The 22,011-nt window shown below is 60.8% G+C and carries 17 protein-coding genes; 8 read left to right on the top strand and 9 right to left on the bottom strand.

Annotated features, from left to right (window positions below):
- Nucleotides 1–165: 165 nt before the first annotated feature.
- From AAHA39_RS04360 to nadK, 6 genes are all read right to left on the bottom strand, one after another.
- On the bottom strand, nt 166–1,527 hold the full coding sequence (locus AAHA39_RS04360; protein WP_320657091.1) for an efflux transporter outer membrane subunit: 1,362 nt from the start codon (nt 1,525–1,527) through the stop codon (nt 166–168).
- Between the two features lies 1 nt (nt 1,528).
- A complete protein-coding gene (locus AAHA39_RS04355; protein ID WP_156852181.1) occupies nt 1,529–3,472 on the bottom strand; it encodes a MacB family efflux pump subunit in 1,944 nt (647 codons plus the stop codon).
- The gene (locus AAHA39_RS04350; RefSeq protein WP_201930114.1) at nt 3,469–4,632 is read right to left on the bottom strand and encodes an efflux RND transporter periplasmic adaptor subunit; all 1,164 of its coding nucleotides are present in this window, start codon (nt 4,630–4,632) and stop codon (nt 3,469–3,471) included. The genes AAHA39_RS04355 and AAHA39_RS04350 overlap by 4 nt, the downstream gene beginning before the upstream one ends.
- Nucleotides 4,633–4,836: 204 nt before the next feature.
- Nucleotides 4,837–5,727: a manganese-dependent inorganic pyrophosphatase gene (locus tag AAHA39_RS04345; protein ID WP_320657090.1), complete on the bottom strand. Its 891-nt coding sequence runs from the start codon at nt 5,725–5,727 to the stop codon at nt 4,837–4,839.
- Nucleotides 5,728–6,013: 286 nt separating this feature from the next.
- Complete coding sequence (recN, locus tag AAHA39_RS04340) at nt 6,014–7,678, bottom strand: DNA repair protein RecN (RefSeq protein ID WP_320657089.1); 1,665 nt, start codon at nt 7,676–7,678, stop codon at nt 6,014–6,016.
- Between the two features lie 250 nt (nt 7,679–7,928).
- A complete protein-coding gene (nadK, locus tag AAHA39_RS04335; RefSeq protein ID WP_041208339.1) occupies nt 7,929–8,813 on the bottom strand; it encodes an NAD(+) kinase in 885 nt (294 codons plus the stop codon).
- 314 nt (nt 8,814–9,127) lie between these two features.
- On the opposite strand from nadK, the gene grpE reads away from it, so the two are divergent.
- The 8 genes from grpE (at nt 9,128) to AAHA39_RS04295 (ending at nt 19,887) form a co-directional block, all read left to right on the top strand.
- Complete coding sequence (gene grpE, locus AAHA39_RS04330) at nt 9,128–9,703, top strand: nucleotide exchange factor GrpE (RefSeq protein WP_033113489.1); 576 nt, start codon at nt 9,128–9,130, stop codon at nt 9,701–9,703.
- Nucleotides 9,704–9,971: 268 nt separating this feature from the next.
- Entirely contained in the window at nt 9,972–11,900 is a 1,929-nt protein-coding gene (dnaK, locus tag AAHA39_RS04325) for a molecular chaperone DnaK (protein WP_041208341.1), read from the top strand.
- A gap of 101 nt (nt 11,901–12,001) precedes the next feature.
- Complete coding sequence (gene dnaJ / locus AAHA39_RS04320; RefSeq protein ID WP_033113491.1) at nt 12,002–13,144, top strand: molecular chaperone DnaJ; 1,143 nt, start codon at nt 12,002–12,004, stop codon at nt 13,142–13,144.
- Between the two features lie 264 nt (nt 13,145–13,408).
- Entirely contained in the window at nt 13,409–14,914 is a 1,506-nt protein-coding gene (locus AAHA39_RS04315; protein ID WP_320657088.1) for a carbohydrate porin, read from the top strand.
- Nucleotides 14,915–15,029: 115 nt separating this feature from the next.
- Entirely contained in the window at nt 15,030–15,986 is a 957-nt protein-coding gene (locus AAHA39_RS04310; protein ID WP_320657087.1) for an aminoimidazole riboside kinase, read from the top strand.
- Between the two features lie 83 nt (nt 15,987–16,069).
- The gene (locus AAHA39_RS04305) at nt 16,070–17,434 is read left to right on the top strand and encodes a sucrose-specific PTS transporter subunit IIBC (protein WP_320657086.1); all 1,365 of its coding nucleotides are present in this window, start codon (nt 16,070–16,072) and stop codon (nt 17,432–17,434) included.
- The gene (locus AAHA39_RS04300) at nt 17,434–18,849 is read left to right on the top strand and encodes a glycoside hydrolase family 32 protein (protein WP_320657085.1); all 1,416 of its coding nucleotides are present in this window, start codon (nt 17,434–17,436) and stop codon (nt 18,847–18,849) included. The genes AAHA39_RS04305 and AAHA39_RS04300 overlap by 1 nt, the downstream gene beginning before the upstream one ends.
- Before the next feature lie 27 nt (nt 18,850–18,876).
- Nucleotides 18,877–19,887, top strand: coding sequence for a substrate-binding domain-containing protein (locus tag AAHA39_RS04295; protein ID WP_320657084.1), 1,011 nt, complete (start codon nt 18,877–18,879; stop codon nt 19,885–19,887).
- A gap of 92 nt (nt 19,888–19,979) precedes the next feature.
- On the opposite strand, the gene AAHA39_RS04290 is transcribed toward AAHA39_RS04295, so the two are convergent.
- The 3 genes from AAHA39_RS04290 to AAHA39_RS04280 all read right to left on the bottom strand — a co-directional run bounded on the left by AAHA39_RS04290 (nt 19,980) and on the right by AAHA39_RS04280 (nt 21,943).
- Nucleotides 19,980–20,708, bottom strand: a complete 729-nt coding sequence (locus tag AAHA39_RS04290) for an MgtC/SapB family protein (protein ID WP_033113492.1) — start codon at nt 20,706–20,708, stop codon at nt 19,980–19,982.
- A 221-nt stretch (nt 20,709–20,929) separates the two neighbouring features.
- Nucleotides 20,930–21,319, bottom strand: coding sequence for a hypothetical protein (locus AAHA39_RS04285; RefSeq protein ID WP_042032493.1), 390 nt, complete (start codon nt 21,317–21,319; stop codon nt 20,930–20,932).
- 438 nt (nt 21,320–21,757) lie between these two features.
- The gene (locus AAHA39_RS04280) at nt 21,758–21,943 is read right to left on the bottom strand and encodes a YgaP family membrane protein (protein WP_033113494.1); all 186 of its coding nucleotides are present in this window, start codon (nt 21,941–21,943) and stop codon (nt 21,758–21,760) included.
- Nucleotides 21,944–22,011: the final 68 nt, after the last annotated feature.

The following is a 22,011-nucleotide window of genomic DNA, read 5'->3' as shown; positions in this document are numbered from 1 at the left end:
TGGGAAGGGGGATATGACAACAGAAACACAAGTGCATCAAGCGTTATCTCTCATCCTGCATATTTCTAGACAAGGGAGAGCCTTGGAGTGGGGGAGTAAAAAGAAAGAAGAAAATGGGAGAAATCTACAAGGCCCCACCCGCTTTCACGAGGTGGGGCATGTTGATTATTGGGTCAGCTTATCGCTGCCGCCGATAGCACGATAGATTTTCGCTGTAGTGTTGAGCTGTTCCTTCTGCTGAGCCAGCAGGCTCTGCTCGGCATCCCACAGGCGGTTCTGCTCGTCGAGCCAGGCCTGAACTCCGGTAGCCCCAGCTTCAAAGCGCGTCTTGGCCAATCGCTCAGACTCTTTGGCATACCCGAGTTGTTCCTGCAGGTAGCTGAGCCGCTGTTGGCCGTAGCTTCGTGCTGCCAGATTGTCTTCCACCTCGACCAGCGCGGTATAGAGCTGCTTGCGAAACTCGGTTTCGGCAATCTGGTAATCAACTTGTGAACTCGCAATAGCAAGACGGGTGTGGTTGTACTCAAGGAAGGGGAGGGCAAGGGTTGCACCCAGAGAGCCGACCGGATTTTGCAGCACTTGCGCCAATTTATCCGATGCCGTGCTGGCACTGCCGGTCAGGGTGAGGCTCGGATAAAAACCGGTGCGGATCTCATCCCCTCTGGCCAGGGTTTTGCGCAGCCGCAGCTCCGCCGCTTTCACATCGGGGCGACGGGCCAGCAGATCGGCGGGAATGCCGACAGCCAATTCAGGAATGGGCCGGGTTGTCAGCGAAGTCGGTGCATACTCCAGCTGTCCGTGGCTGCGGCCAAGCAGCAGGCGCAAGGCATTACGGGCCTGCTCCTGCTGTGCCTTGAGAGAGGCGAGCTCAGCCTGTTTGCCCGCTTGCTGCTGGCGGGCCTGTGCCAGATCGAGTCGAGTGATGGCTCCGGCCTTGTATTTGGCCTGGGTCAGCTGCTCGGTGCGGGCCAAGTTGGCCAGCTGTTGCTCGCTCAAGGTAATGGCCGAGGCGAGATAGCCAAGCTGCCAATATTGCTCAAGGCTATTGCCGATAAGCATCAGACGTGTGCTGGCCAGATCCTGCTCGCTGGCGGCCGCTTCCCAGCTTGCCTGATCCCGCGCCGATGCCAGCTTGCCCCACAGATCCACTTCATAGCTCAGGCCAAGTGATGGCCCCATACTGCTGGTTGATTTACCGCTCTTCAGATCCTTGTTGCTACTCGCGCCCAGGCTGCCATTGACCGAGGGGGTGAGATTGGTATCGGCCTGATCAGCACCCAGCCGGGCGCTCTTGAGCTTGAGGGCGGCAATGCGCATGTCCGGGTTGGCGGCCAGCACCGCCTCGACCAGCTGGTTGAGCTGCGGGTCGTGAAAGGCTTGCCACCAGGGGCCTGCCTGGGTGGCAAGCTGTTCGCTGTTCGCCTGCTGCCAGACAGGAGCGATGGCGAGATCTTGCCGGTGATAGGTACTCTGCTGGCTGCAGCCACCAAGGGCGATACAGAGGGCCAGCCAGGATAATTTGTACATGTTATTCCCTCGCCAGCGCGACCACGGGGTCGAGCCTTGCCGCGTTGCGCGCTGGCAGATAACCAAACAGGATCCCGATGAGTGACGAGCAGCCAAACGCCATCAGGATAGAGAAGAGCGAGAACTGCATCTTGATGCTGTCGACCAGCAGGGAGAAGAGCATGCCGATCCCGAGGGAGAGGCCAACCCCGCAAATCCCGCCGAGCAGACTCACCATCACCGCTTCAATCAGGAATTGCTGCAATATGTCGGACTGACGGGCACCGACTGCCATGCGGATGCCGATCTCGCGGGTTCGCTCCACCACTGACACCAGCATGATGTTCATTACCCCGACGCCGCCGACGATCAGCGAGATCAGCGCGATGGCCGAGACCATCAGGGTCATGGTGGCGGTCGTTTTCTCCACAGACTTGATGATGCTGTCGCTGCTGAAGGTGAAGAAGTCCTTCACGCCGTGGCGTTTGGTCAACAGCTCGATCACCGCCTGCTCCGCCAGTGCCGGCTGTATGCCATCCTTAACCCGGATGGTGAGCTGGCTGAAGTGATGCTGCGAAATCAGGCGGCTCATCACCGCACTGTAGGGGAGCCAGACATTGACCGACTGGCTGGAGGGGCCAAAACCTGTCTCCTGCGAGACAACCCCGATGATGCGCACCGGCAGCGTGCCGACCATCACCACCTTGCCAACGGGATCATCCTTGCCAAGCAGGCTGCCAATACTCTTCTTGTCCACCACGGCGACGGCAGCACGCTGCTGGATGTCTTGCCACTCGAGCAGGCGTCCGCTCACCAGCGTCATTCCTTTCACCTTGAAGTAGTCGTTGCTCACTCCGGTCACGCTGCCACTGCTGGTCTTGTTGCGGTAACGCAGCTGGCCCGGGCTGGCAATCTCGGGACTGGCGCCGGCCAGATAGGGCTGCCCGAGCAGAGCATCGAGATCCCCCTTGTTGAGGGTCTGGATGCTCGCCATCTTCTCATCACCCCACCCCTTGCCCGGGAATATCTCGATGGTGTTGGTGCCCATCGCATTGATCTGGTCGATCACCTTGGTTCTCGCCCCTTGTCCCAGCGCGACCACGCTCACCACTGCGGCGATGCCGATGATGATGCCGAGCATGGTGAGGAAGGTGCGCATCCGGTGGGCCAGCATGGCGTGAACCGCCATACGCCCCGCTTCCCGATAGCGATCCCAGTCATAACTGGCCCCTTCGCCAGCGGCTGGTGGTACGTTGAGCACCGGTTGATTGCCGGCAACCTTGCGTCCGCTATCCTCCTGCACCCGACCATCCTTGAGGGTGATGATCCGGTCGGCGTGGCTGGCCACCTCCATGTCGTGGGTCACCAGAATGATGGTGTGCCCCTGCTGATGGAGCTCTTTGAGGATCGCCATCACCTCCTTGCCGCTCTGGCTGTCCAGCGCGCCGGTCGGTTCGTCCGCCAGGATCACCTCGCCACCATTGGCCAGCGCCCGGGCAATACTGACCCGTTGCTGCTGGCCGCCGGAGAGTTGTCCCGGTGTATGGTGACTGCGCTCGGCGAGCCCGAGACGACCGAGCAGCTGACGTGCCCGTGCTTGTCGGTCATGGCGGCTGGTTCCGGCATAGATGGCCGGGATCTCGACGTTGGCGGCCGCATCGAGATGGGGCAGCAGGTGATAGCGCTGGAAGATAAAGCCGAAGTGGTGGCAGCGCAGGCGGGCGAGCGCCAGCGCATCGAGCGTCGCGGTATCCTCTCCCCGGAACAGATACTGGCCACCACTCGGACGATCGAGACAGCCCAGCAGGTTCATCAGGGTCGATTTGCCGGAGCCGGAGGCGCCAACGATGGCGATCATCTCTCCGGCTTCGATAACCAGATCAAGGGGATGGAGGACGGTCACCTCCTGCTCGCCGCTCTGGTAGCGCCGCTCGATCCCTTTTAGCTGGATCAGGGGCTCACTCATAGCATGACCGCCACATCATCCTGAGCGGCAGGTGCGCCGTGATTGAGCTGCACCTGCTCTTTTTCGTCCAGACCGCTCACGACTTCGATCCGGATTTCATCTTTCATGCCGGTCTTGATATGGCGGGTTTCGGTCGTCTCATCGTCCTTGATCACGGTGACTTCATACTCGTTCTCTCCCAGCGACTTGCCGAGGGCGGTTTGCGGCACAGTGAGCACCTGCTTGCGCTCACCGAGCACTATGGTCACCTGGGTGGTCATTGCCACCCGCAGGGTGTGGTCGGGGTTGGGCACATCGAACAGGGCGTAGTAGTAGACGGCCGCATTGCTGGTGGTGGTACCGGTTGCAGCCTGATCGTTGATGTTGGTGGGCGCTAACTCCACGGCGCGCAATTTCCCCTGATAGCGGGTGTCCGGATCGCCAATCAGGGTGAAGTAGACCGGCATGCCCGCCTTCACCTTGGTGACATCCGCTTCGGAGATCTGTGCCTTGACCGTCATGGTATCGAGGTCGGCCAGCTTGAGCACGGTTGGTACCGTCTGGCTCGCTGCCAGTGTCTGGCCCTGGCGGGTAACAATGGTAATCACGGTGCCATCCATCGGCGCCAGGATCTTGGTGTAGCCGAGCTCGGTTTTGGCCCGCTCCACCTTGATGATGGCGTTGTCGATGTTGGCCTGACTGCTTTGCAGATCAGCCCGGGTGACGGCCAGCTGCGCTTCGGCGCTCTCCAGATCGGCGCGCGAACTCGCCTCCTGCCTGAACATCTGTGACTGGCGCTGCCATGCCAGCTGATACTGCTTGAGCTGAGCCTGCTTGATCTTGAGCTGGGCGCGGTTGCTTGCCAGCTCGGCCTCGGCGGTTTTCAGGTTGTTCTGAGCGATGAGCGGATCAATCTCCGCCAGCAAATCCCCCTTCTTGACCCGATCGCCTGCTTCGACCGCCAGCTTGGTGACCTGGCCGGAAACCTGAGCGCCGACATCAACCTGTTCAACGGCTTGCAGCACGCCGCTGGCCAGCACGGTTTGGGCAATATCTTCCCGGGTAACCGGCGCTTTGAGGATCGCTTTGGGAGGATCGCTTGGCCATACCAGCCAGCCGATCAGTGCCAGCCCGAGCAGAGTGAAGATCGCTCGGGTTCTCAGCTTGGAGCTTATTTTCATTGAACACCTGAATGAAATCAGAACACGAAAGGGTTATAGGGCGACAATCGTGCAGCAAAGCCATGGCAAATAACAGCCGAAAATATGTAAGCAAAGTTATGGTGTTACCTGTCAATTGGGGGCAAGTCGCGACTCGAGCGGTGGTGAAATAAAAAAGCCCCGCACAGGGGCGGGGCTTTTGCTGAGGCTTGGTGATAGGCGTGCTTAAGCCTTGGCCAGCAACTCCATCACCCAAGGCAGACCCTGCTTCTTGCGGCTCACAAAGCCCGGGTGGTAGCTGGACTCTGCCGGTACTTTGGCGTGGCGGGTAAAGTAGATGCGGCTGGCGGCGGCGGTCAGGTCGGTCACCATCAGGACGAAGAAGTCGAGCCCTTCGGCTTCAACACGGTGTGCCATCTCTTGCTGCAGAGTGTCGATCTGGTCGGCAAGCTGCTGTTCGCTGCCCACTTCAATCTGGCTCATGATGAAGTTCAGACCTTCGGCCTGGAATGCTTTCTCATCCTGCTGCAGCAACTGCGCAGGAGTGAGGCCGCTCAGATCGGTTTTCGCCATCAGCAGCTGTTGACCAAACTCGGCCAGCGACACCTCGGCCAGCGGCGCAAGACGCTCGCAGGCGATCTTGTCCTGCTCGGTGGTGGTTGGCGAGGTGAGACAGAGGGTGTCGCTCATGATGGCACCCAGCATCAGACGAGCCTGGCTACGGGTCACGGTACCTTGTTGGCTCAGCAGATCAAAAGCGATGGTGCAGGTGCAGCCAACGGCACGGATCCAGGCATCCAGCGGAGACTGGGTGATCAGGGAGCCGAGGCGGTGGTGATCCACCAGACCCTGCACATTGGCCTGGGAGAGGGTGGCTGGGCCCTGCTCCAGATCACTGAAGTCGACCAGCCAGACATCTTTATCGGTCAGATCCTGAGTCAGCAGCTCGGGCTCGGCGACACCAGCCTGCTCCAGAATGAAGCGGGTTTCGGTACGCAGATCGCCGAGGCGCCATGGGGTGGCCTGACGGCCTTGTGCATTGAGCCAGTCAGCGATCACCAGAGCGCTGCAGATACTGTCACTGTCGGGATTCTTGTGGCCAAAAACGTGGATCATAGACAAAGCCTCACAATTGGATACCCATAAAGGGGGCAACACTATGCGAAATCCCCCTCGTCAAGGCAACCCGATCCCGGCAGATGTTGCTGCCTGCTTGGCCAAATCAACCATTTTATTGATCTGGGTCGGTGATCTCATCGCTCTGACAAATGGCCGGGATGTATTTGCCCTGCTGAATCAGGATGCTTTTTCAGAGCCAGAGCCAGAGCCAGAGCCAGAGCCAGAGCCAGAGCCAGAGCCAGAGCCAGCCGGTGGTTATGTTGCCATCAGGCTGGCCAGGGCATTAATGGTGCAGCAGCTCGCGTGCGTTGGCCAGGGTAATGTCGGTGATCTGATCCCCTCCCAGCAGGCGAGCCAGTTCGTTGAGCCGGGCGCTCTGATCGAGCGCATCCATCCGGGTTTCGGTGGTCTTGCCGTCGGTGTGCTTGCTCACCACCATGTGCTGGTGGCCATTGCCCGCTACCTGCGGCAAGTGAGTGACCACCATCACCTGAGTCGACTCGCCAAGCTGACGTAGCAGGCGACCCACCACGGCGGCGGTCGGGCCGCTGATCCCTACATCCACTTCATCGAAAATCAGGGTCGGAGTGGAGACCTTGCGAGCGCTGATCACCACGATGGCAAGGCTGATACGCGACAGTTCACCGCCCGAAGCTACCTTGCCAAGCGGCTGGATGGGCTGACCCGGGTTGGTGGTGACCATAAATTCGACCCGATCTATACCCAGCGGAGAGAGGCTGCTCTGGGCATCGGGGCGCACCTCGATGGCAAAGCGACCATCGGGCATCGCCAGTTCGTGCATGCTGCTGGTCACCTTGGCACCCAACTCCTGGGCGTAACGCTGGCGGCTCTGGCTCAGGGCCTCAGCGGCCTGAACAAACGCCTGACGGGCCTCGGCCAGCTCATCTTCCATCCCCTCTAACCGCTCTTCATCAGAGTTGAGGCGGGCAAGATCGGAGGCCAGCTCCTGATGATACGGGGCCAGATCTGCCGGTTTGACATGATGCTTTCGGGCCAGATTGATCGCCTTGGAGAGGCGGGCCTCCAGCTCGTTGAAACGCTCGGGATCCAGTTCCAGCCGATCGAGGTAGCTGCGCAGTTCGCTGTGGCTCTCCTGCACCCCGATCAGGGCTTCGTTCAGCATCTCGAGCACCGGCGTGAGGCGGCTGTCCATGCTGACCAGCCCCTCGGCCCGGTCGACGGCGGTCTGCAGCAGACCGGCAATGGTGGTCTCTTCGTTGTCGTAGAGCAGATCGAGGCAGAAGCCGCACTCCTGCATCAGTTCGGTGCCGTTGGCCAGCCGTTGGTGCTCCTCCTCGATCTCCTCAAACTCGCCCGGCTGCAGGGCAAATTCGTCCAGCTCCTGCACCTGATACTCGATGAGCTGGCGACGGGCCTCGCGCTGCTGCTGCTCGGCCTTGAGCCGGTTGAGCTCGTTTTGCAGCTGGCGCCACAGCTGATAGTGCTGGCGTACTTCGTCCAGCAGCAGATGGTGGCCGGCATAGCCGTCGAGCAGGGCGAGCTGGTAGTCGGGTTTGAGCAGCATCTGGTGGGCATGCTGACCGTGTACGTTGACCAGCAGCTGGCCCAGATTCTTGAGCTGGGTAAGAGGGACGGGCACGCCATTGATATAGCTGCGCGAACGCCCTTCGGCAGATATGACTCGTCGCACGATGCACTCACCTTCGTTCTCCAGCTCGTTGGTCGCGAGCCAGGCACGGGCGGCCGGGTTGTTGTCGAGCAGGAAGCGGGCGCTGACCTCGCTTTTGTCGCTATCGGGTCGCACCATGCTGGCTTCGGCCCGCTCACCCAGACAGAGGCCGAGGGCGTCGATGGCGATGGATTTACCGGCACCGGTTTCCCCCGTGATGCAGGTCATGCCCGGTTGCAGATCGAGTTCGAGAAACTTGACGATGGCGAAGTTGTTGACGGTCAGCTGGGTCAGCATGGTCTCATCCTGTATAGGTCAACATTACTGTGTATGCATCCAGTATATACTGGTCTTATATACAGTAAAGAGGGCGCCACCATTTTTAACAAAGGAAAGCCGCGCCAGTGCGGTATAGCTATGAGAATGCTGTGCTGACTATTGGCGCGCGGTACTGATAGGAGAGTGCAGGGGACGTTGCCACAAAAGAAAAGAGAAGGGCGCCAATTCAGGCGCCCTCTGTGGCAATGCCGTTGTCGGTCAGCGCCGATTAAAACAGCTTGCTGCCCCAGCCGAGCTTGTTGCGCAGCACGTGGAAGTAGCTGTAGTCGAGCGGATGCACCAGATGAAGCTGGTGGTGGCTCTTCTTGATGAGGATCTCGTCCCCCGGGTGGACCGCCAGGGTCACCTGACCGTCACAACTCACCTGCATGGCATCGTCCTGATTGTCCGGCGAGACCAGCAGCCGCACTTCGCTGTCGGCATCGAGTACGATGGGGCGACTGCTCAGGGTATGCGGGAACATGGGCACCAGCGTGATGGCGTTGAGCTTGGGGGTGAGGATGGCGCCACCTGCCGACAGGGAGTAGGCAGTTGAGCCGGTCGGAGTGGCGACTATGATGCCGTCCGAGCGCTGGCTATACATAAAGCTGCCATCGATATAGACCTCGAACTCGATCATGTGAGCGATCTTGCCCGGGTGCAGTACCGCCTCGTTGACCGCCAGATTGCTCGACTTGCGCTCGCCGTGGCGATAGACCGAGGCTTCCAGCAGGAAGCGGTGTTCGCTCTTGTAGTGACCGGAGAGCACCTGCTCCAGCGGCAGCAGGTAATCTTGCGGCGAGAGATCGGTCAGAAAGCCAAGGTTGCCCCGGTTGACCCCGATCACCGCCACATCGAAACGCGACAGTACCCGCGCCGCCCCCAGCATGTTGCCGTCACCGCCGACCACGATGGCCAGATCGGCCTGCTGGCCGAGCTGAACCAGATCCATGACGTTTTCATCGAGGATGCTCAGGGTCTGGGCAACCCGGCTCTCCACCAGTACCCTGAAACCGCGTGAGGTCAGGTATTGATGCAGGCCGGTCAGCGTCTGGTTGGCCCCTTCATGGTGAGGCTTGCCAATCAGGGCGATGGTTTTGAACGGAGAATCCATAGTCTGTCGGGTCTGGGTGAGTATTGGGGCAGTATACAGCGGTTTGTCACGCTTGTGACGTCCTCCCGTGCGCTTCCCTCGCTGAGGGGGGAGGGCTATCTCCTTGACGCTGCAGGTTAAAAGCTGAGCTGGATTGCCAGAGATGCAGCAAGGAAAGTGCCAATAGTCCTGTTTGCGTGACCCGGATTGGCCTTTTTCCCCTTGAAAGACAGGGATCCATCCCCATAATAGCGCCAACATAGTCGGTCTGATGTCACTGGTCGCTCAGCCAGACGTCAAGGCCCTCGTAAGTAACCCCGGAATCTGGAGATGTCATGAACCACGAAGAGCAAAAGGTTGAAGCGATGGAGCAAGTGGAAGCCCAGCCAGTCGAGCCGACCGATGTAGACAGTGAAGTGACAGCCGAGCAGGCCCGTATCGCCGAACTGGAAGAGCAGCTGGAGACTGCCATCCAGAAGGCGGCGGAAGAGCGCGAACGCGCCCTGCGTACCGCTGCCGAGATGGAGAACCTGCGTCGTCGTACCGAGCTGGACGTGGAGAAGGCGCACAAGTTCGCCCTGGAGAAGTTCGCTGCCGAACTGCTGCCGGTGCTGGACAACCTGGAGCGCGCCATCGAGCTCGCCGACAAGGAGAACGATGCCCTCAAGCCGATGGTGGAAGGTGTCGAGCTGACCCTCAAATCCATGCAGAGCGGTGTGGCCAAGTTCGGTCTGGTTGCGCTGGATCCGACCAACCAGCCGTTTGACCCCAATGCCCATCAGGCGATGAGCATGGTACCGAGTGCCGATGTGGCGCCGAACACCGTGATTGCCGTGATGCAGAAAGGCTATGAGCTGAACGGTCGCGTGATCCGTCCGGCCATGGTCATGGTATCCAAGGCCGCTGACTGAGTCGGCACTTGATGCCCAGGCCCGCCGCTTGGCGGGCTTTTTGTTTATCTGTCTGGTCTGTCATGGACTGATCACGACAAAAGGTCGGGTTTTTGCGGGGCAGGGCTTGAAGTGGCCGCTTGCGACCCCATATAGGATACAAGGCCACGGCGGCACAAAAATTTTGATGCCGGGAGCTTGAAAGCCAGATTGGCAGGCCCCACCTAGCCGTTAACGCATTAAGGCGAGTTCCTCGCCAGTTTATTCAAAGTATTTGGAGATTTCTCAAATGGGTAAAATCATCGGTATTGACCTGGGTACTACCAACTCCTGCGTTGCCATTCTGGACGGCGACACTGCTCGCGTGATCGAGAACGCAGAAGGCGATCGTACTACTCCGTCCATCATTGCCTATGCCGATGATGGCGAGATCCTGGTTGGTCAGCCGGCCAAGCGTCAGGCCATCACCAACCCGAAAAACACCCTGTTCGCCATCAAGCGTCTGATCGGCCGTCGTTTTGAAGATGACGAAGTACAGCGTGACCTGAAAATCATGCCGTACGCCATCGCCAAGGCCGACAACGGTGACGCCTGGGTTGAGGTGAAGGGCAAGAAAATGGCACCGCCGCAGATCTCTGCCGAAGTGCTGAAAAAGATGAAGAAGACCGCCGAAGACTACTTGGGCGAGCCGGTAACCGAAGCAGTTATCACTGTTCCGGCCTACTTCAACGACGCCCAGCGTCAGGCTACCAAGGATGCCGGTCGTATCGCCGGTCTGGATGTTAAGCGCATCATCAACGAACCGACTGCAGCAGCTTTCGCTTACGGCGTGAACAAGGTCAAGGGCGAGCGCAAGGTTGCCGTATATGACCTGGGTGGCGGTACTTTCGATATCTCCATCATCGAGATCGACGAAGTTGAAGGCGAAACCACCTTCGAAGTACTGGCGACCAACGGTAACACCCACCTGGGTGGTGAAGACTTCGACAACCGCGTCATCAACTATCTGGTAGATGAGTTCAAGCGTGAGCAGGGCATCGACCTGCGCAACGACCAGCTGGCTCTGCAGCGTCTGAAAGATGCCGCCGAGAAAGCCAAGATCGAGCTCTCTTCTGCCCAGCAGACCGACGTCAACCTGCCGTACATCACTGCAGATGCCACTGGTCCGAAGCACATGAATATCAAGGTGACCCGCGCCAAGCTGGAATCCTTGGTGGAAGACATGGTGAAAGACTCTCTGGAGCCGGTTCGCGTTGCCCTGAAAGACTCCGGTCTGGCAGTTGGCGAGATCGACGACGTGATTCTGGTTGGTGGTCAGACCCGTATGCCGCTGGTTCAGAAGACCGTTGCCGAGTTCTTTGGCAAAGAGCCGCGTAAAGACGTCAACCCGGACGAAGCCGTGGCCATGGGTGCTGCCATCCAGGGTGCCGTACTGTCCGGTGACAAGACCGACGTTCTGCTGCTGGACGTTACTCCGCTCTCTCTGGGTATCGAAACCATGGGCAGCGTGATGACTGCGCTGATCGAGAAGAACACCACCATCCCGACCAAGAAGTCCCAGGTGTTCTCCACTGCCGAAGACAACCAGTCTGCCGTGACCATTCACGTGCTGCAGGGTGAGCGCAAGCGCGCCAGCGACAACAAGTCTCTGGGCCAGTTCAACCTGGAAGGCATCCGTCCGGCTCCGCGTGGTCTGCCGCAGATCGAAGTGACCTTCGACATCGATGCCAACGGTATCCTGCACGTCTCCGCGAAAGACAAAGAGACCAACAAAGAGCAGAAGATCACCATCCAGGCCTCCTCTGGTCTGTCTGATGACGAGATCGAGCGCATGGTACGCGAAGCCGAAGCCAACGCGGCCGAGGACAAGAAGTTTGAAGAGCTGGTGCATGCCCGCAACCAGGCTGATGGTCTGGTCCACTCCGTACGCAAGCAGATCACCGAAGCCGGTGAAGCCCTGCCTGCCGACGACAAGACCAAGATCGAAGCCGCTCTGAGCGAGCTGGAAACCGCCATCAAGGGTGACGACAAGGCTGCCATCGAAGCCAAACAGCAGGCTCTGCTGGAAGCGTCCCAGAAGCTGATGGAGATTGCCCAGCAGCAGGCTCAGGCACAAGGTGCCGCCGGTGCTGACGCCGGTCAGTCCTCCTCTTCTGCCAAGGCTGACGACGACGTAGTCGACGCCGAGTTCGAAGAAGTGAAAGACGACAAGAAGTAAGCCCGACCCAGATGGGCGAAGCAGGCTTCGCCCATCGGTTTAGTTTATGAATTCACGGGCGTTGGGTGACCAACGCCCGTCTGCGTAACCACAGGATGAGTATGTCGAAGCGCGATTTCTACGAGGTGCTGGGGGTATCGAAAGATGCCGACGAGCGCGAGATCAAGAAGGCGTACAAGCGTCTGGCCATGAAGTATCACCCTGACCGCAACCAGGGCGATGCCGGTGCCGAAGAGAAGTTCAAAGAGGTCAAGGAAGCCTACGAGATCCTGACCGATGCCAACCTGCGCGCCCGTTATGACCAGTACGGTCATGCCGGTGTCGACCCGAGCCAGGGTGGCGGTGGCCACGGTGGCTTTGGCGGTGGTGCCGACTTTGGCGACATCTTTGGCGATGTGTTCGGTGACATCTTCGGTGGCAGCCGTGGCGGTGGCCGTCGTGGCCCGGCCCGTGGTTCCGACCTGCGCTACACCATGGAGCTGACGCTGGAAGAGGCGGTACGCGGGGTCTCCAAGGAGATCAAGGTGCCGACCCTGGTTCACTGTGAAGTCTGTAACGGCTCCGGTGCCCATACCGGCAGCAGCGCCCAGACCTGCCCGACCTGCCACGGCTCCGGTCAGGTGCAGATGCGTCAGGGCTTCTTCGCGGTGCAGCAGGCGTGCCCGCACTGTCACGGTCGCGGCAAGATCATCAAGGATCCGTGCCGCAAGTGCCACGGTGAAGGTCGCTACCAGCGTACCAAGACCCTGTCGGTGAAAATTCCGGCGGGCGTCGATACCGGCGATCGCATCCGTCTCTCCGGTGAAGGGGAAGCGGGGGAAGCAGGGGCACCGGCAGGGGATCTCTACGTACAGGTGCACGTCAAGGAGCACGAGATCTTCGTGCGTGACGGCAACAACCTCTACTGCGAAGTGCCAATCAGCTTCACCGCTGCGGCTTTGGGCGGCGAGATCGAAGTGCCGACCCTGGATGGCCGGGTCAAGCTCAAGGTCACTCCGGAAACCCAGACCGGCAAGATGTTCCGCATGCGGGGCAAGGGCGTCAAGTCCGTGCGCTCCGGCCAGGTGGGAGATCTGATGTGCAAGGTGGTGATCGAGACTCCGGTCAACCTCACCGAGCAGCAGAAAGAGCTGCTGCGCCAGCTGGACGAGTCGTTCAGCGGCGCCGCTGCCAAGACCCACAAGCCGAAATCGGAAGGCTTCTTCGAAGGGGTGAAACGCTTCTTCGACGATCTGACCAGCTGATTTCAGCCACCCGAATAAACAGAGCCGGCCTTGTGCCGGCTCTTTTTTTGCCCGCCGTTTAGCCAGGATCCACCCTATTGAGTGGATCCTGATGAGGGATCCTCCTCACAACTCCCGCCAATTCCTGCTGTACAAATGTTATCCCGCTCACACTGTTGCTGAAACGGTTTAGTTGTCATATTGAGTTGGCTAAAGCGGTTTAGCTATGCTCCGTCTGTCGATAACAACAGCGCCCGTCCGGGCCACAGATGACAGGTGAGGAAGATGATGATGTTCAAGAGCAAGTTGGCGCTGGCGGTAGCGCTGGGATTGGGGATGAGCAGCCCGCTGTGGGCGGCGCAGGCGAGTATCGCAGGTGAGAGTGTCGAGGCCAGACTGGCGGCGCTGGAGGCACGGGTACAGGCGGCTGAAGCGAGAGCCGAGGCAGCAGAGAGCCGTGCCAGTCAGGCGGAAGTGAAGGCGAGCGCGGCCAGCGAGCAGGCGCAGGTGGCCGACAACCGCAGCCAGAAGGTGGATGAGAAGACCGCTGGTGCCCAGGGCTTCGAGTTTCACGGTTACGCTCGCTCGGGCCTGTTGGTAAACAGCAATGGCAACGGTGGGCGCGGCGGCCCCTACATCACCCCGGCAGGATCCGTGGGTGGGGCTGTCGGTCGCCTTGGCAACGAGGATGACACCTACATGGAGGCCAACCTGCTGAAAACCCAGACCTTCGAGGATGGCAGCTGGGCCCGCTACAAGCTGATGCTGGCGGACGGGGTGGAGACCAGCAACGACTGGACCGCCAGCGATTCGAGCCTCAATACCCGTCAGGTGTTTGCCGAGATCGGCAATCTGGCGAGCTTCGACGGCCCCTTCAAGAATGCAGTATTGTGGGCGGGCAAGCGCTTTGATCGGGACAACTTTGACATCCACTGGCTCGATTCCGACGTGGTGTTCCTGGCCGGTACCGGCGGCGGTGTCTACGACGTGCAGCTGGCCGACAGCTGGAAGGCCAACTTCTCTCTCTATGGCCGCGATTACGGCGACATCAGCGCCAGTGGTCTCTCCGATATCGAGAGCTACATCCTTACCATGAACAACCGCGTCGGCAACTGGCAGTGGATGGTGAACGGTCTCTCGGCCAAGGACAATGACGCCCGCATCAATGACAAGGGGGTGGGCAGCGAGGCGGCGGACAAGGGGGCACACACCCTGCTGGCCTACCACGGCGAGAGCTTCTTTGGCATCAACCCCGGTTTTGCCAAGGCGGCGGTGCTGTACGGCCATGGGCTGGGGGCCGAGGTCAAGGGGCTGGGCTCTGACAGCGAGCTGCTGCCGGACGCCGATGCGGTGCGGGTCGCCGTGTTTGGCGCTACCGATCTCAACTCGCGCTGGCGTTTTGCCCCGGCCCTGCTGGCCGAGCAGAGTCAGGATCGCTACGTGAAAGGGGACGAGTACCGCTGGCTCACCTTCAATACCCGGGTGGCGCAGGTGCTGAGTCAGAACGTCGAGCTGGTCTACGAGGCGGCCTGGCAGTACATGGATCTCGATCCCAAGGGTTACAAGGGACGCCAGGCGGTGAACGGCAACTTCACCAAGCTCACCTTCGCCCCCACCTTCAAGGCGCAGACAGCCGGATTCTTCGAGCGGCCCGAACTACGGGTGTTCGCCAGCTGGATGGACTGGTCCTCCGAGCTCGACAATTACGCCAGCGACGATGCCATGGGCCAGAGCAACTTCACCGCCGGTGGCGAGTGGAACTTTGGTGTGCAGATGGAAACCTGGTTCTAGTTCGTTATCCCGATCACAAAAATGGCAACCGGTGCCGAGATCTGTTGGTTGGCTAAAACGGTTTAGCTGATAATGCCAGCCAACAGAACAGAGTTCGGGTTTGACCGTGGATCCGATGCAGCAGTGGAGTAGCAAGGTGACGAATCGTGTGTGGGTAATGGGGGATGCGGTGGTGGACTTGATCCCGGAAGGGGCGTTGCACTACCTCAGGTGTCCGGGTGGCGCGCCCGCCAATGTGGCGGTTGGCGTGGCACGGCTGGGTGGCGATGCGGCCTTTATCGGCCGGGTCGGTGCCGATCCGTTCGGCCGCTTTATGGCCGAGACCCTGAGCGGGGAGGGGGTGGATATCGGTGCGCTGCGGCTCGATCCAGACCATCGCACCTCTACCGTGTTGGTGGCACTGGATGACGAGGGGGAGCGCAGCTTCACCTTTATGGTGCGCCCCAGTGCCGACCAGTTCCTCACCCCGGATGAGTTGCCCCGCTTCGATGCCGGTCAGTGGCTGCTCACCTGCTCCATCGCGCTCGCCAACGAACCGGTGCGCACCAGCTGCCTGCAGGCCATGGCGGCCATCAAGGCGGCAGGCGGGCGGGTCTGTTTCGACCCCAACCTGCGCCCCGAGGTGTGGGGTAACCCCGCCGAGATGCTGCCGCTGGTGCGTCAGGCCATTGCGCAAGCGAATGTGGTCAAGCTCTCCATCGAGGAGCTGCAACTGCTGAGCGGCGAGGATGAGCTGGTCTCCGGGCTTGCGACTCTCTCTGGCCCGGCGCTGGTGCTGGTGACCAGAGGGGCGGCCGGGGTGGTGGCTCGCCTTGATAGCGAGTTGCTGGAGTGGGTGGGGCAGAAAGTGACCCCGCTCGACACCACGGGGGCGGGGGATGCCTTCGTCGCCGGGCTGCTGGCGGCGCTGGCCGGGCGTTCGTCGCTGCCGACGCTGGCCGAGTTGCCCACCATTCTGGCGCAGGCTCACGGCTGCGGGGCGCTCGCCACCACCGCCAAGGGGGCGATGACGGCGCTGCCGACCCGCTCCGAACTGGATGCCTTTTTGCGATCAGACACAAGCGGCCGTTGAGCTGAGGCTAGAAGCCCGGCTCGACAGCCCCTACTCTCATGTGACAAGGGCCCGCCAGCGTGGCGGGTCATAAGAGGAAGAATATGAATATCAGTGCGATAGCCAAGGATCTGGTGCCCCTGCTCGGGGGCAAGGAGAATATCGTCAGCGCTGCCCACTGCGCCACCCGGCTGCGGTTGGTGCTGGCCGATGACAGCAAGGTAAACAAGGCCGCCATCGACAAGCTAGAGGGGGTTAAAGGGTGCTTTAGCAACGCGGGCCAAATTCAGGTTATCTTCGGCACCGGTCTGGTCAACAAGGTCTATGCGGAGTTTGTGGCGCTGACCGGTACCGGCACCGCCAGCAAGGCGGAGCTGACCGACATGGCGGTGGCCAAGCTCAACGTGGCCCAGCGGTTGGCGCGAACCCTCTCCAACATCTTCGTGCCGATCATTCCGGCCATCGTCGCCTCGGGTCTGCTGATGGGGCTGCTCGGCATGGTGCGCACCTACGGTTGGGTCAATGCCGACAGCGCCCTGTTTGTGATGCTCGACATGTTCAGCTCGGCTGCCTTTATCATACTGCCGATCCTCATCGGCTTTACGGCGGCGCGTGAGTTTGGCGGCAATCCGTACCTCGGGGCGACCCTTGGCGGCATCCTAACCCACCCAGCGTTGACCAACGCCTGGGGCGTGGCCGGTGGCTTCAAGACCATGGACTTCTTCGGGCTGGATGTGGCGATGATCGGCTATCAGGGCACCGTCTTCCCGGTACTGTTGGCGGTCTGGTTTATGTCCCATCTGGAGAAACAGCTGCGCAAGCGCATTCCGGACGCGCTGGATCTGATCCTCACGCCGTTTCTCACCGTCATCATCACCGGCTTCGTGGCGCTGCTCTTTATCGGCCCGGCGGGTCGGGTGTTGGGGGATGGCATCTCGTTCGGTCTGAGTGCCCTCTATGAGCAGGCGGGCTGGTTGGCGGGGCTGGTGTTTGGCGGCACTTACTCGCTTATCGTCATCACCGGCATCCATCACAGCTTCCACGCCATCGAGGCGGGGCTGCTGGCCAATCCGCAAATTGGCGTCAACTTCCTGCTGCCCATCTGGGCCATGGCCAACGTGGCACAGGGTGGGGCTTGCCTCGCGGTCTACTTCAAGACTCGTGATGTGAAGATCAAGGCCATTACCGTGCCGGCTGCCATGTCCTGCCTGCTGGGTATCACGGAAGCGGCCATCTTTGGCGTCAACCTGCGCTACATCAAACCCTTCCTCGCCGGTCTGTTTGGCGGGGCCTGCGGCGGCGCCTACGTGGTGGCGGCCAAGGTGGGGATGACGGCGGTAGGGCTGACCGGTATTCCCGGCATGGCCATCGTCCAGCCCATGAGCCTTATTCACTACATCATCGGGCTGGTGATCGCCTTTGGTGCCGCCTTCGCCGCTTCCTACCTGCTCAAGTACAAGGTGGAGTGATGAAGGAAAGCGATCTTCTCAACCAGATTGTCCGGTCGTTGCTGGCCGGACAGCTCAAGGCGGCGGCCGATCCCCATCGGCCCCGCTGGCATCTGGCAGCCCCGGTGGGGCTGCTTAACGATCCCAACGGCTTTATCGAGCACGACGGGCGCTACCACCTTTTCTACCAGTGGAACCCGCTTGGCTGCGAGCACCGCAACAAGAGCTGGGGGCACGTTATCTCCACCGACCTGCTGCATTGGCAGCACGAGCCGGTGGCGCTGTTGCCCACCGAAACCTATGAGAGCCACGGCTGCTATTCGGGCTCGGCGGTGAGCGACGAGCAGGGGCGTCTGACCCTTATCTACACCGGCAATGTCAAATACCCGGATGGCAGCCGCACCGCCTATCAGTGTCTGGCCCGCGCCGACGGTGAGGGTGGTTTTGCCAAGCTGGGGCCTGTGCTGGATCTGCCCGAAGGCTACAGCGGCCATGTGCGCGACCCCAAGGTGTGGCACGACGGCAAACAGTGGCTGATGGTGCTGGGAGCGCGCACCCTGGATGACAAGGGGGAAGTGCTGCTCTATCGTGGCGACACCCTGCAAAGCTGGCAGCTGGTGGGCCCCATCGCCGGTAGCGGGCGAGGGGGGCTGGGTGAGTTTGGCTATATGTGGGAGTGCCCGGATCTCTTCCCGCTGGGGGAGCGCCATGTGCTGATCAGCTGCCCGCAGGGGATTGCCCCGGTGGGTGAGGATTATCGCAACCTCTACCAGTGTGGCTGGCTGGCGGGTGACTTCGACGGCGAGCGCTTCGAGCACGGGGCTTTCCACGAGCTGGATCGGGGCTTCGAGTTCTATGCGCCGCAAACCACCCGAGACAGTCAGGGGCGCCGCCTCTTGTTCGGTTGGCTGGGGCTGCCGGAGGAGAACGAGATGAGCCAACCTACGGTCGCTCACGGTTGGATCCACCAGATGAGCTGCCCGCGGGAGTTGTTCTGGCAGGATGAGTGGCTCTGCCAGCGGCCGGTGGCGGAGCTTGCGGCGCTCAAGGGAGAACTGACCAGCTTCGAGGGGACACTTGGCGAGTTTCCGGGGCTGGCCATCGACTCGGCCTGGCTCGATCTGGATCTGTGCGGTGAGGGGAGCCTCTGGTTCGGTGCCGTGGCTGAGCTGGTGTGGCAGCCGGGGCGCCTCATCTTGCGGCGCCAGAACTGGCAGAGCGGAGCGTGGGAGACCCGCAGCAGCCCATGGGCTGGCGGGCGGATCACCGTGCTGTGCGATCGCTCCAGTCTGGAGTGTTTCATCGATGAGGGGCGTCACAGCCTGTCGGCGCGCTACTTCCCCGGGGAAAAGCCGCAACTTTCATCAGGTAACGGCGATGATGGCTGCAAAATTTGCCTCAATCACTGGCCGCTGTCGGCGTGCCTAGTACAATAGCCCGGTTCTAGTCAGCCGGGAGGCCAGGTGGAGAAGAAGAAACGGATCACGATTGCCCAGATCGCCGAACTGGCGGGGGTGTCCAAGGCGACCGCCAGTCTGGTGCTCAACGGGAAGAGTGCGGAGTACCGCATTGCCGACGATACCCGCAAGCGCATTCAGGCGGTGGCGGAGGAGTGTCACTACCTGCCGAGCTTTCATGCCCGCTCCCTGCGCGAGACCCGCAGTTACACCTGGGGGCTGGTGATCCCCGATCTCACCAATTTCGGTTTTGCCCGCATCGCCCGCGCCCTCGAGGCGCACTGCCGGGAGGCGGGCATCCAGCTGCTGATCGCCTGCTCCGAGGATGATCCCGCCCTTGAGCAGCGGGTGGTGGACAACCTCATCAGCCGTCAGGTGGACGGGCTGATTGTTGCCTCCAGCGGCCACAGCGATGACATCTATGCCCGCATCCACGACCGCCTGCCGGTGGTACAGCTCGACCGCCATATTGGCGAGTCGCGCCTGCCCATGGTGATCTCCGATGCCTGCAAGGCCACCGCCGAGCTGGTGCGGGATATGGCCAGCGAGTGCGGTGAGGATATCTACTACTTCGGCGGCCTGCTGGACCTCTCCCCCAGCCGTCACCGGCTGGCGGGCTATGAGCTGGGGCTCCATCGCGCCGGTTTTGAAGCCGATGCCGCCCGGGTGCGCCATCGTGACTACCAGCCGAGCTCCGGTTATCAGCTGATGGCCGAGTTGGTGGCCGAGCTGGGAGCGCCCCCCAAGGGGCTCTTTACCGCTTCCTTTACCCTGCTGGAAGGGGTACTGCGCTACCTCAACGAGGCAGGGCTGATGGAAACAGGCATGCGCCTGTGCACCTTCGACGATCACGACCTGCTCGACTGCATCCCCATGCGCATCGACTCGGTGGCGCAGGATTGTCCGGCGCTGGCCCTCGCCGCTTTCGAGCTGATGCAGCAACTGATAGCGGGCAGTCCTCCCGCACAGACCGCCCAGGTGATCACCCCCAAGGTGCGCTGGCGCAGTCGCCGCTAGCCACTCTTCGCCCATCCCATATGAGAAAGCCCCGCCATTGCTGGCGGGGCTTTTTGCCGTTGGTGGATGGAGCCATGACTCTGATCGACAACTCAATCCGTGGTGCTGGCGCGCCAGAACACCTGCTTGATATGGGGATGAATACCCAGTTTGCCCATCAGTGCGTCGAGCTCGTCGCCATCGATAGAGGTGGCGAGCAGCACCGCCGAGATCTCCAGATCCCGTTCGCCAAAGGGCTCGATGTCGAGCTCGCTCAGGGGGTAGTTGGCCTGCTCCAGCATCTCTTCGAGCCAGTGCAGCACCTCTTTCTGGTGCTCGCGCGGAGTGAGCGCCGTCACCTTGTAGGTCACCTCGGTGTCGAGATTATCTACCGGACGCCGGTTGATCTGATTGACCAGCGGCCGCAGCAGGGTATTGGCGGCGAGCACGAACAGGGCGCCCAGAATCGCTTCTATGGCGAGACCGGCACCACAGGCGGCACCGACGGCGGCCACCCCCCAGAGGGTGGCGGCGGTGTTGATGCCGCGGATATTGCCCGACTCGCGCATGATGACACCGGCGCCGAGAAAGCCGATGCCGGAGACGATATAGGCCACCACGTGCACTACGCTGTAGCTGCCGCCATGGAGGTCATAGATACGCTGGGCCAGATTGACAAACAGCGCGGCGCCCACGGCGACCAGCACGTTGGTACGCAGGCCGGCGGTACGCTGGCGGTACTGACGCTCCAGCCCGACCAGCGCCCCCAGTACGAATGCCAGCAGCAGGCTGGCGAGGGTATCGATCAGGGAGATCAGATCAAGTTGTTGCCACATTTTCATGGCCTGTTCCTTCTTGGTTGCCGATGGCCTTCGGGATGAGCGGGCTGTCAGATGGTGCTGGCATAACCCGGGCAGATGAGTGGACGCGCGTGGTGAAAGCCATCACAAAGGGGATGAGCACGCACGTCAAATGGGCCTGCCTCTCCCGTTTGCACGGAGAAGCAGGCACTTTTTCACTCGGATTGAACGGGGCTGGCAAGCCCCGAGGTTAACGGGTTGGCTCAGTTGAGCTGGGGATTGCCATCACTGCGTGGCCGCAACTCCCAGCGCACCGGATGTGCAACGCCCACCTGATGGACAAACTGCACCAGATAGCGGCGCTGGGGCGGTGTGCAGTGCACATTGAGCACCAGCTCCCGGCCCCCGCTGCGTCCCGGCCGCATCGACTGCATGGGTTGCAGGCCGGCGGGTTGCAGCGTGTGGTTCACCATCTCCAGCACCTGCTCCATATCGGCGCGATCCTCGCAGCGGATCTGCAGCCGGTAGTGGTGCTGGCGCTGTTTGCCGCGCAGCCAGAGTGGCAGCCAGCCACGACCCAGCTTGCTCAGCAGGGGATGAGCCTGTGTTGCCATCATCGGGTTGGCAACGGACTTGGTTGATACAAAACGCATAGCAGCCTCCTTGTGGGAAGCAGAAACTATGCAGGCATGACGGCCACGGCTTTTGGCCAATGGTCGCCAGACGTCAAGTGTAAAAAGAGAAGAGGGGAGTGGATTTCCGCTTCTCGCAGGGCTGCGAGCATGCGGCAGAGAAAGACCTGCGGCTAGCTCGCGACCTTGGTACCGGCTGACAGGGCCGGTCTACAACTGTCACTTGATGAGTTGCCCACTGATGGTCTCCGCTATTGATAAGAGGCTCGAATGATAGCCGAGCTGACGCAGAGGGTAAACCCCGAGCCAGTGGCGGAAACATCCTGAAACAAATTTGAGCTCTCACTTCGCCGCGACCGCTTGACGGCCGTTTGCGGTTGTCGAGCCGCCTTTATGCTGCTGGCCAGATCTTGCGCTGGAGCTTGCAGGGGCGGAATACCCCTACTTCGCCCAAGCCGCTTACTTAAACCCAAGTCGCCTCAGGATGATGGCTGCCGGGCAGAAACCGGTGAAGGCGCTCTGGATCAGGTTGACCCCGACAAAGGCGCTCAACCAGACAAAGCCCGGATGTACCCAGGCGGTAAGGATCAGCGAAAGCAGCAACATGCAACCCGCGACGATTCTGACTCCGTTATCTACTGTCATAACCTTTCTCCCTATCTATTTTAGATGTTGCTAATTTAGTGTTGTTTTATACAATAGAACAAATATCA

It is taken from the genome of Aeromonas sp. SE22 (genome assembly GCF_038739755.1).
Classification (GTDB): Bacteria; Pseudomonadota; Gammaproteobacteria; order Enterobacterales; family Aeromonadaceae; genus Aeromonas; species Aeromonas jandaei.
Note: the sequence above shows the minus strand (reverse complement) of the source record. Positions and strands in the feature narration are given on the sequence as shown.

What these genes read in the sequence shown, in the direction of transcription:
- AAHA39_RS04310 (WP_320657087.1), top strand. Translation starts at nt 15,030, where the DNA reads ATGCAGCAGTGGAGTAGCAAGGTGACGAATCGTGTGTGGGTAATGGGG.
- grpE (WP_033113489.1), top strand. Translation starts at nt 9,128, where the DNA reads ATGAACCACGAAGAGCAAAAGGTTGAAGCGATGGAGCAAGTGGAAGCC.
- AAHA39_RS04305 (WP_320657086.1), top strand. Translation starts at nt 16,070, where the DNA reads ATGAATATCAGTGCGATAGCCAAGGATCTGGTGCCCCTGCTCGGGGGC.
- AAHA39_RS04285 (WP_042032493.1), bottom strand. Translation starts at nt 21,319, where the DNA reads ATGCGTTTTGTATCAACCAAGTCCGTTGCCAACCCGATGATGGCAACA.
- AAHA39_RS04345 (WP_320657090.1), bottom strand. Translation starts at nt 5,727, where the DNA reads ATGATCCACGTTTTTGGCCACAAGAATCCCGACAGTGACAGTATCTGC.
- AAHA39_RS04315 (WP_320657088.1), top strand. Translation starts at nt 13,409, where the DNA reads ATGATGATGTTCAAGAGCAAGTTGGCGCTGGCGGTAGCGCTGGGATTG.
- dnaK (WP_041208341.1), top strand. Translation starts at nt 9,972, where the DNA reads ATGGGTAAAATCATCGGTATTGACCTGGGTACTACCAACTCCTGCGTT.
- nadK (WP_041208339.1), bottom strand. Translation starts at nt 8,813, where the DNA reads ATGGATTCTCCGTTCAAAACCATCGCCCTGATTGGCAAGCCTCACCAT.
- AAHA39_RS04360 (WP_320657091.1), bottom strand. Translation starts at nt 1,527, where the DNA reads ATGTACAAATTATCCTGGCTGGCCCTCTGTATCGCCCTTGGTGGCTGC.
- AAHA39_RS04280 (WP_033113494.1), bottom strand. Translation starts at nt 21,943, where the DNA reads ATGACAGTAGATAACGGAGTCAGAATCGTCGCGGGTTGCATGTTGCTG.
- AAHA39_RS04300 (WP_320657085.1), top strand. Translation starts at nt 17,434, where the DNA reads ATGAAGGAAAGCGATCTTCTCAACCAGATTGTCCGGTCGTTGCTGGCC.
- recN (WP_320657089.1), bottom strand. Translation starts at nt 7,678, where the DNA reads ATGCTGACCCAGCTGACCGTCAACAACTTCGCCATCGTCAAGTTTCTC.
- AAHA39_RS04355 (WP_156852181.1), bottom strand. Translation starts at nt 3,472, where the DNA reads ATGAGTGAGCCCCTGATCCAGCTAAAAGGGATCGAGCGGCGCTACCAG.
- AAHA39_RS04350 (WP_201930114.1), bottom strand. Translation starts at nt 4,632, where the DNA reads ATGAAAATAAGCTCCAAGCTGAGAACCCGAGCGATCTTCACTCTGCTC.
- dnaJ (WP_033113491.1), top strand. Translation starts at nt 12,002, where the DNA reads ATGTCGAAGCGCGATTTCTACGAGGTGCTGGGGGTATCGAAAGATGCC.
- AAHA39_RS04290 (WP_033113492.1), bottom strand. Translation starts at nt 20,708, where the DNA reads ATGAAAATGTGGCAACAACTTGATCTGATCTCCCTGATCGATACCCTC.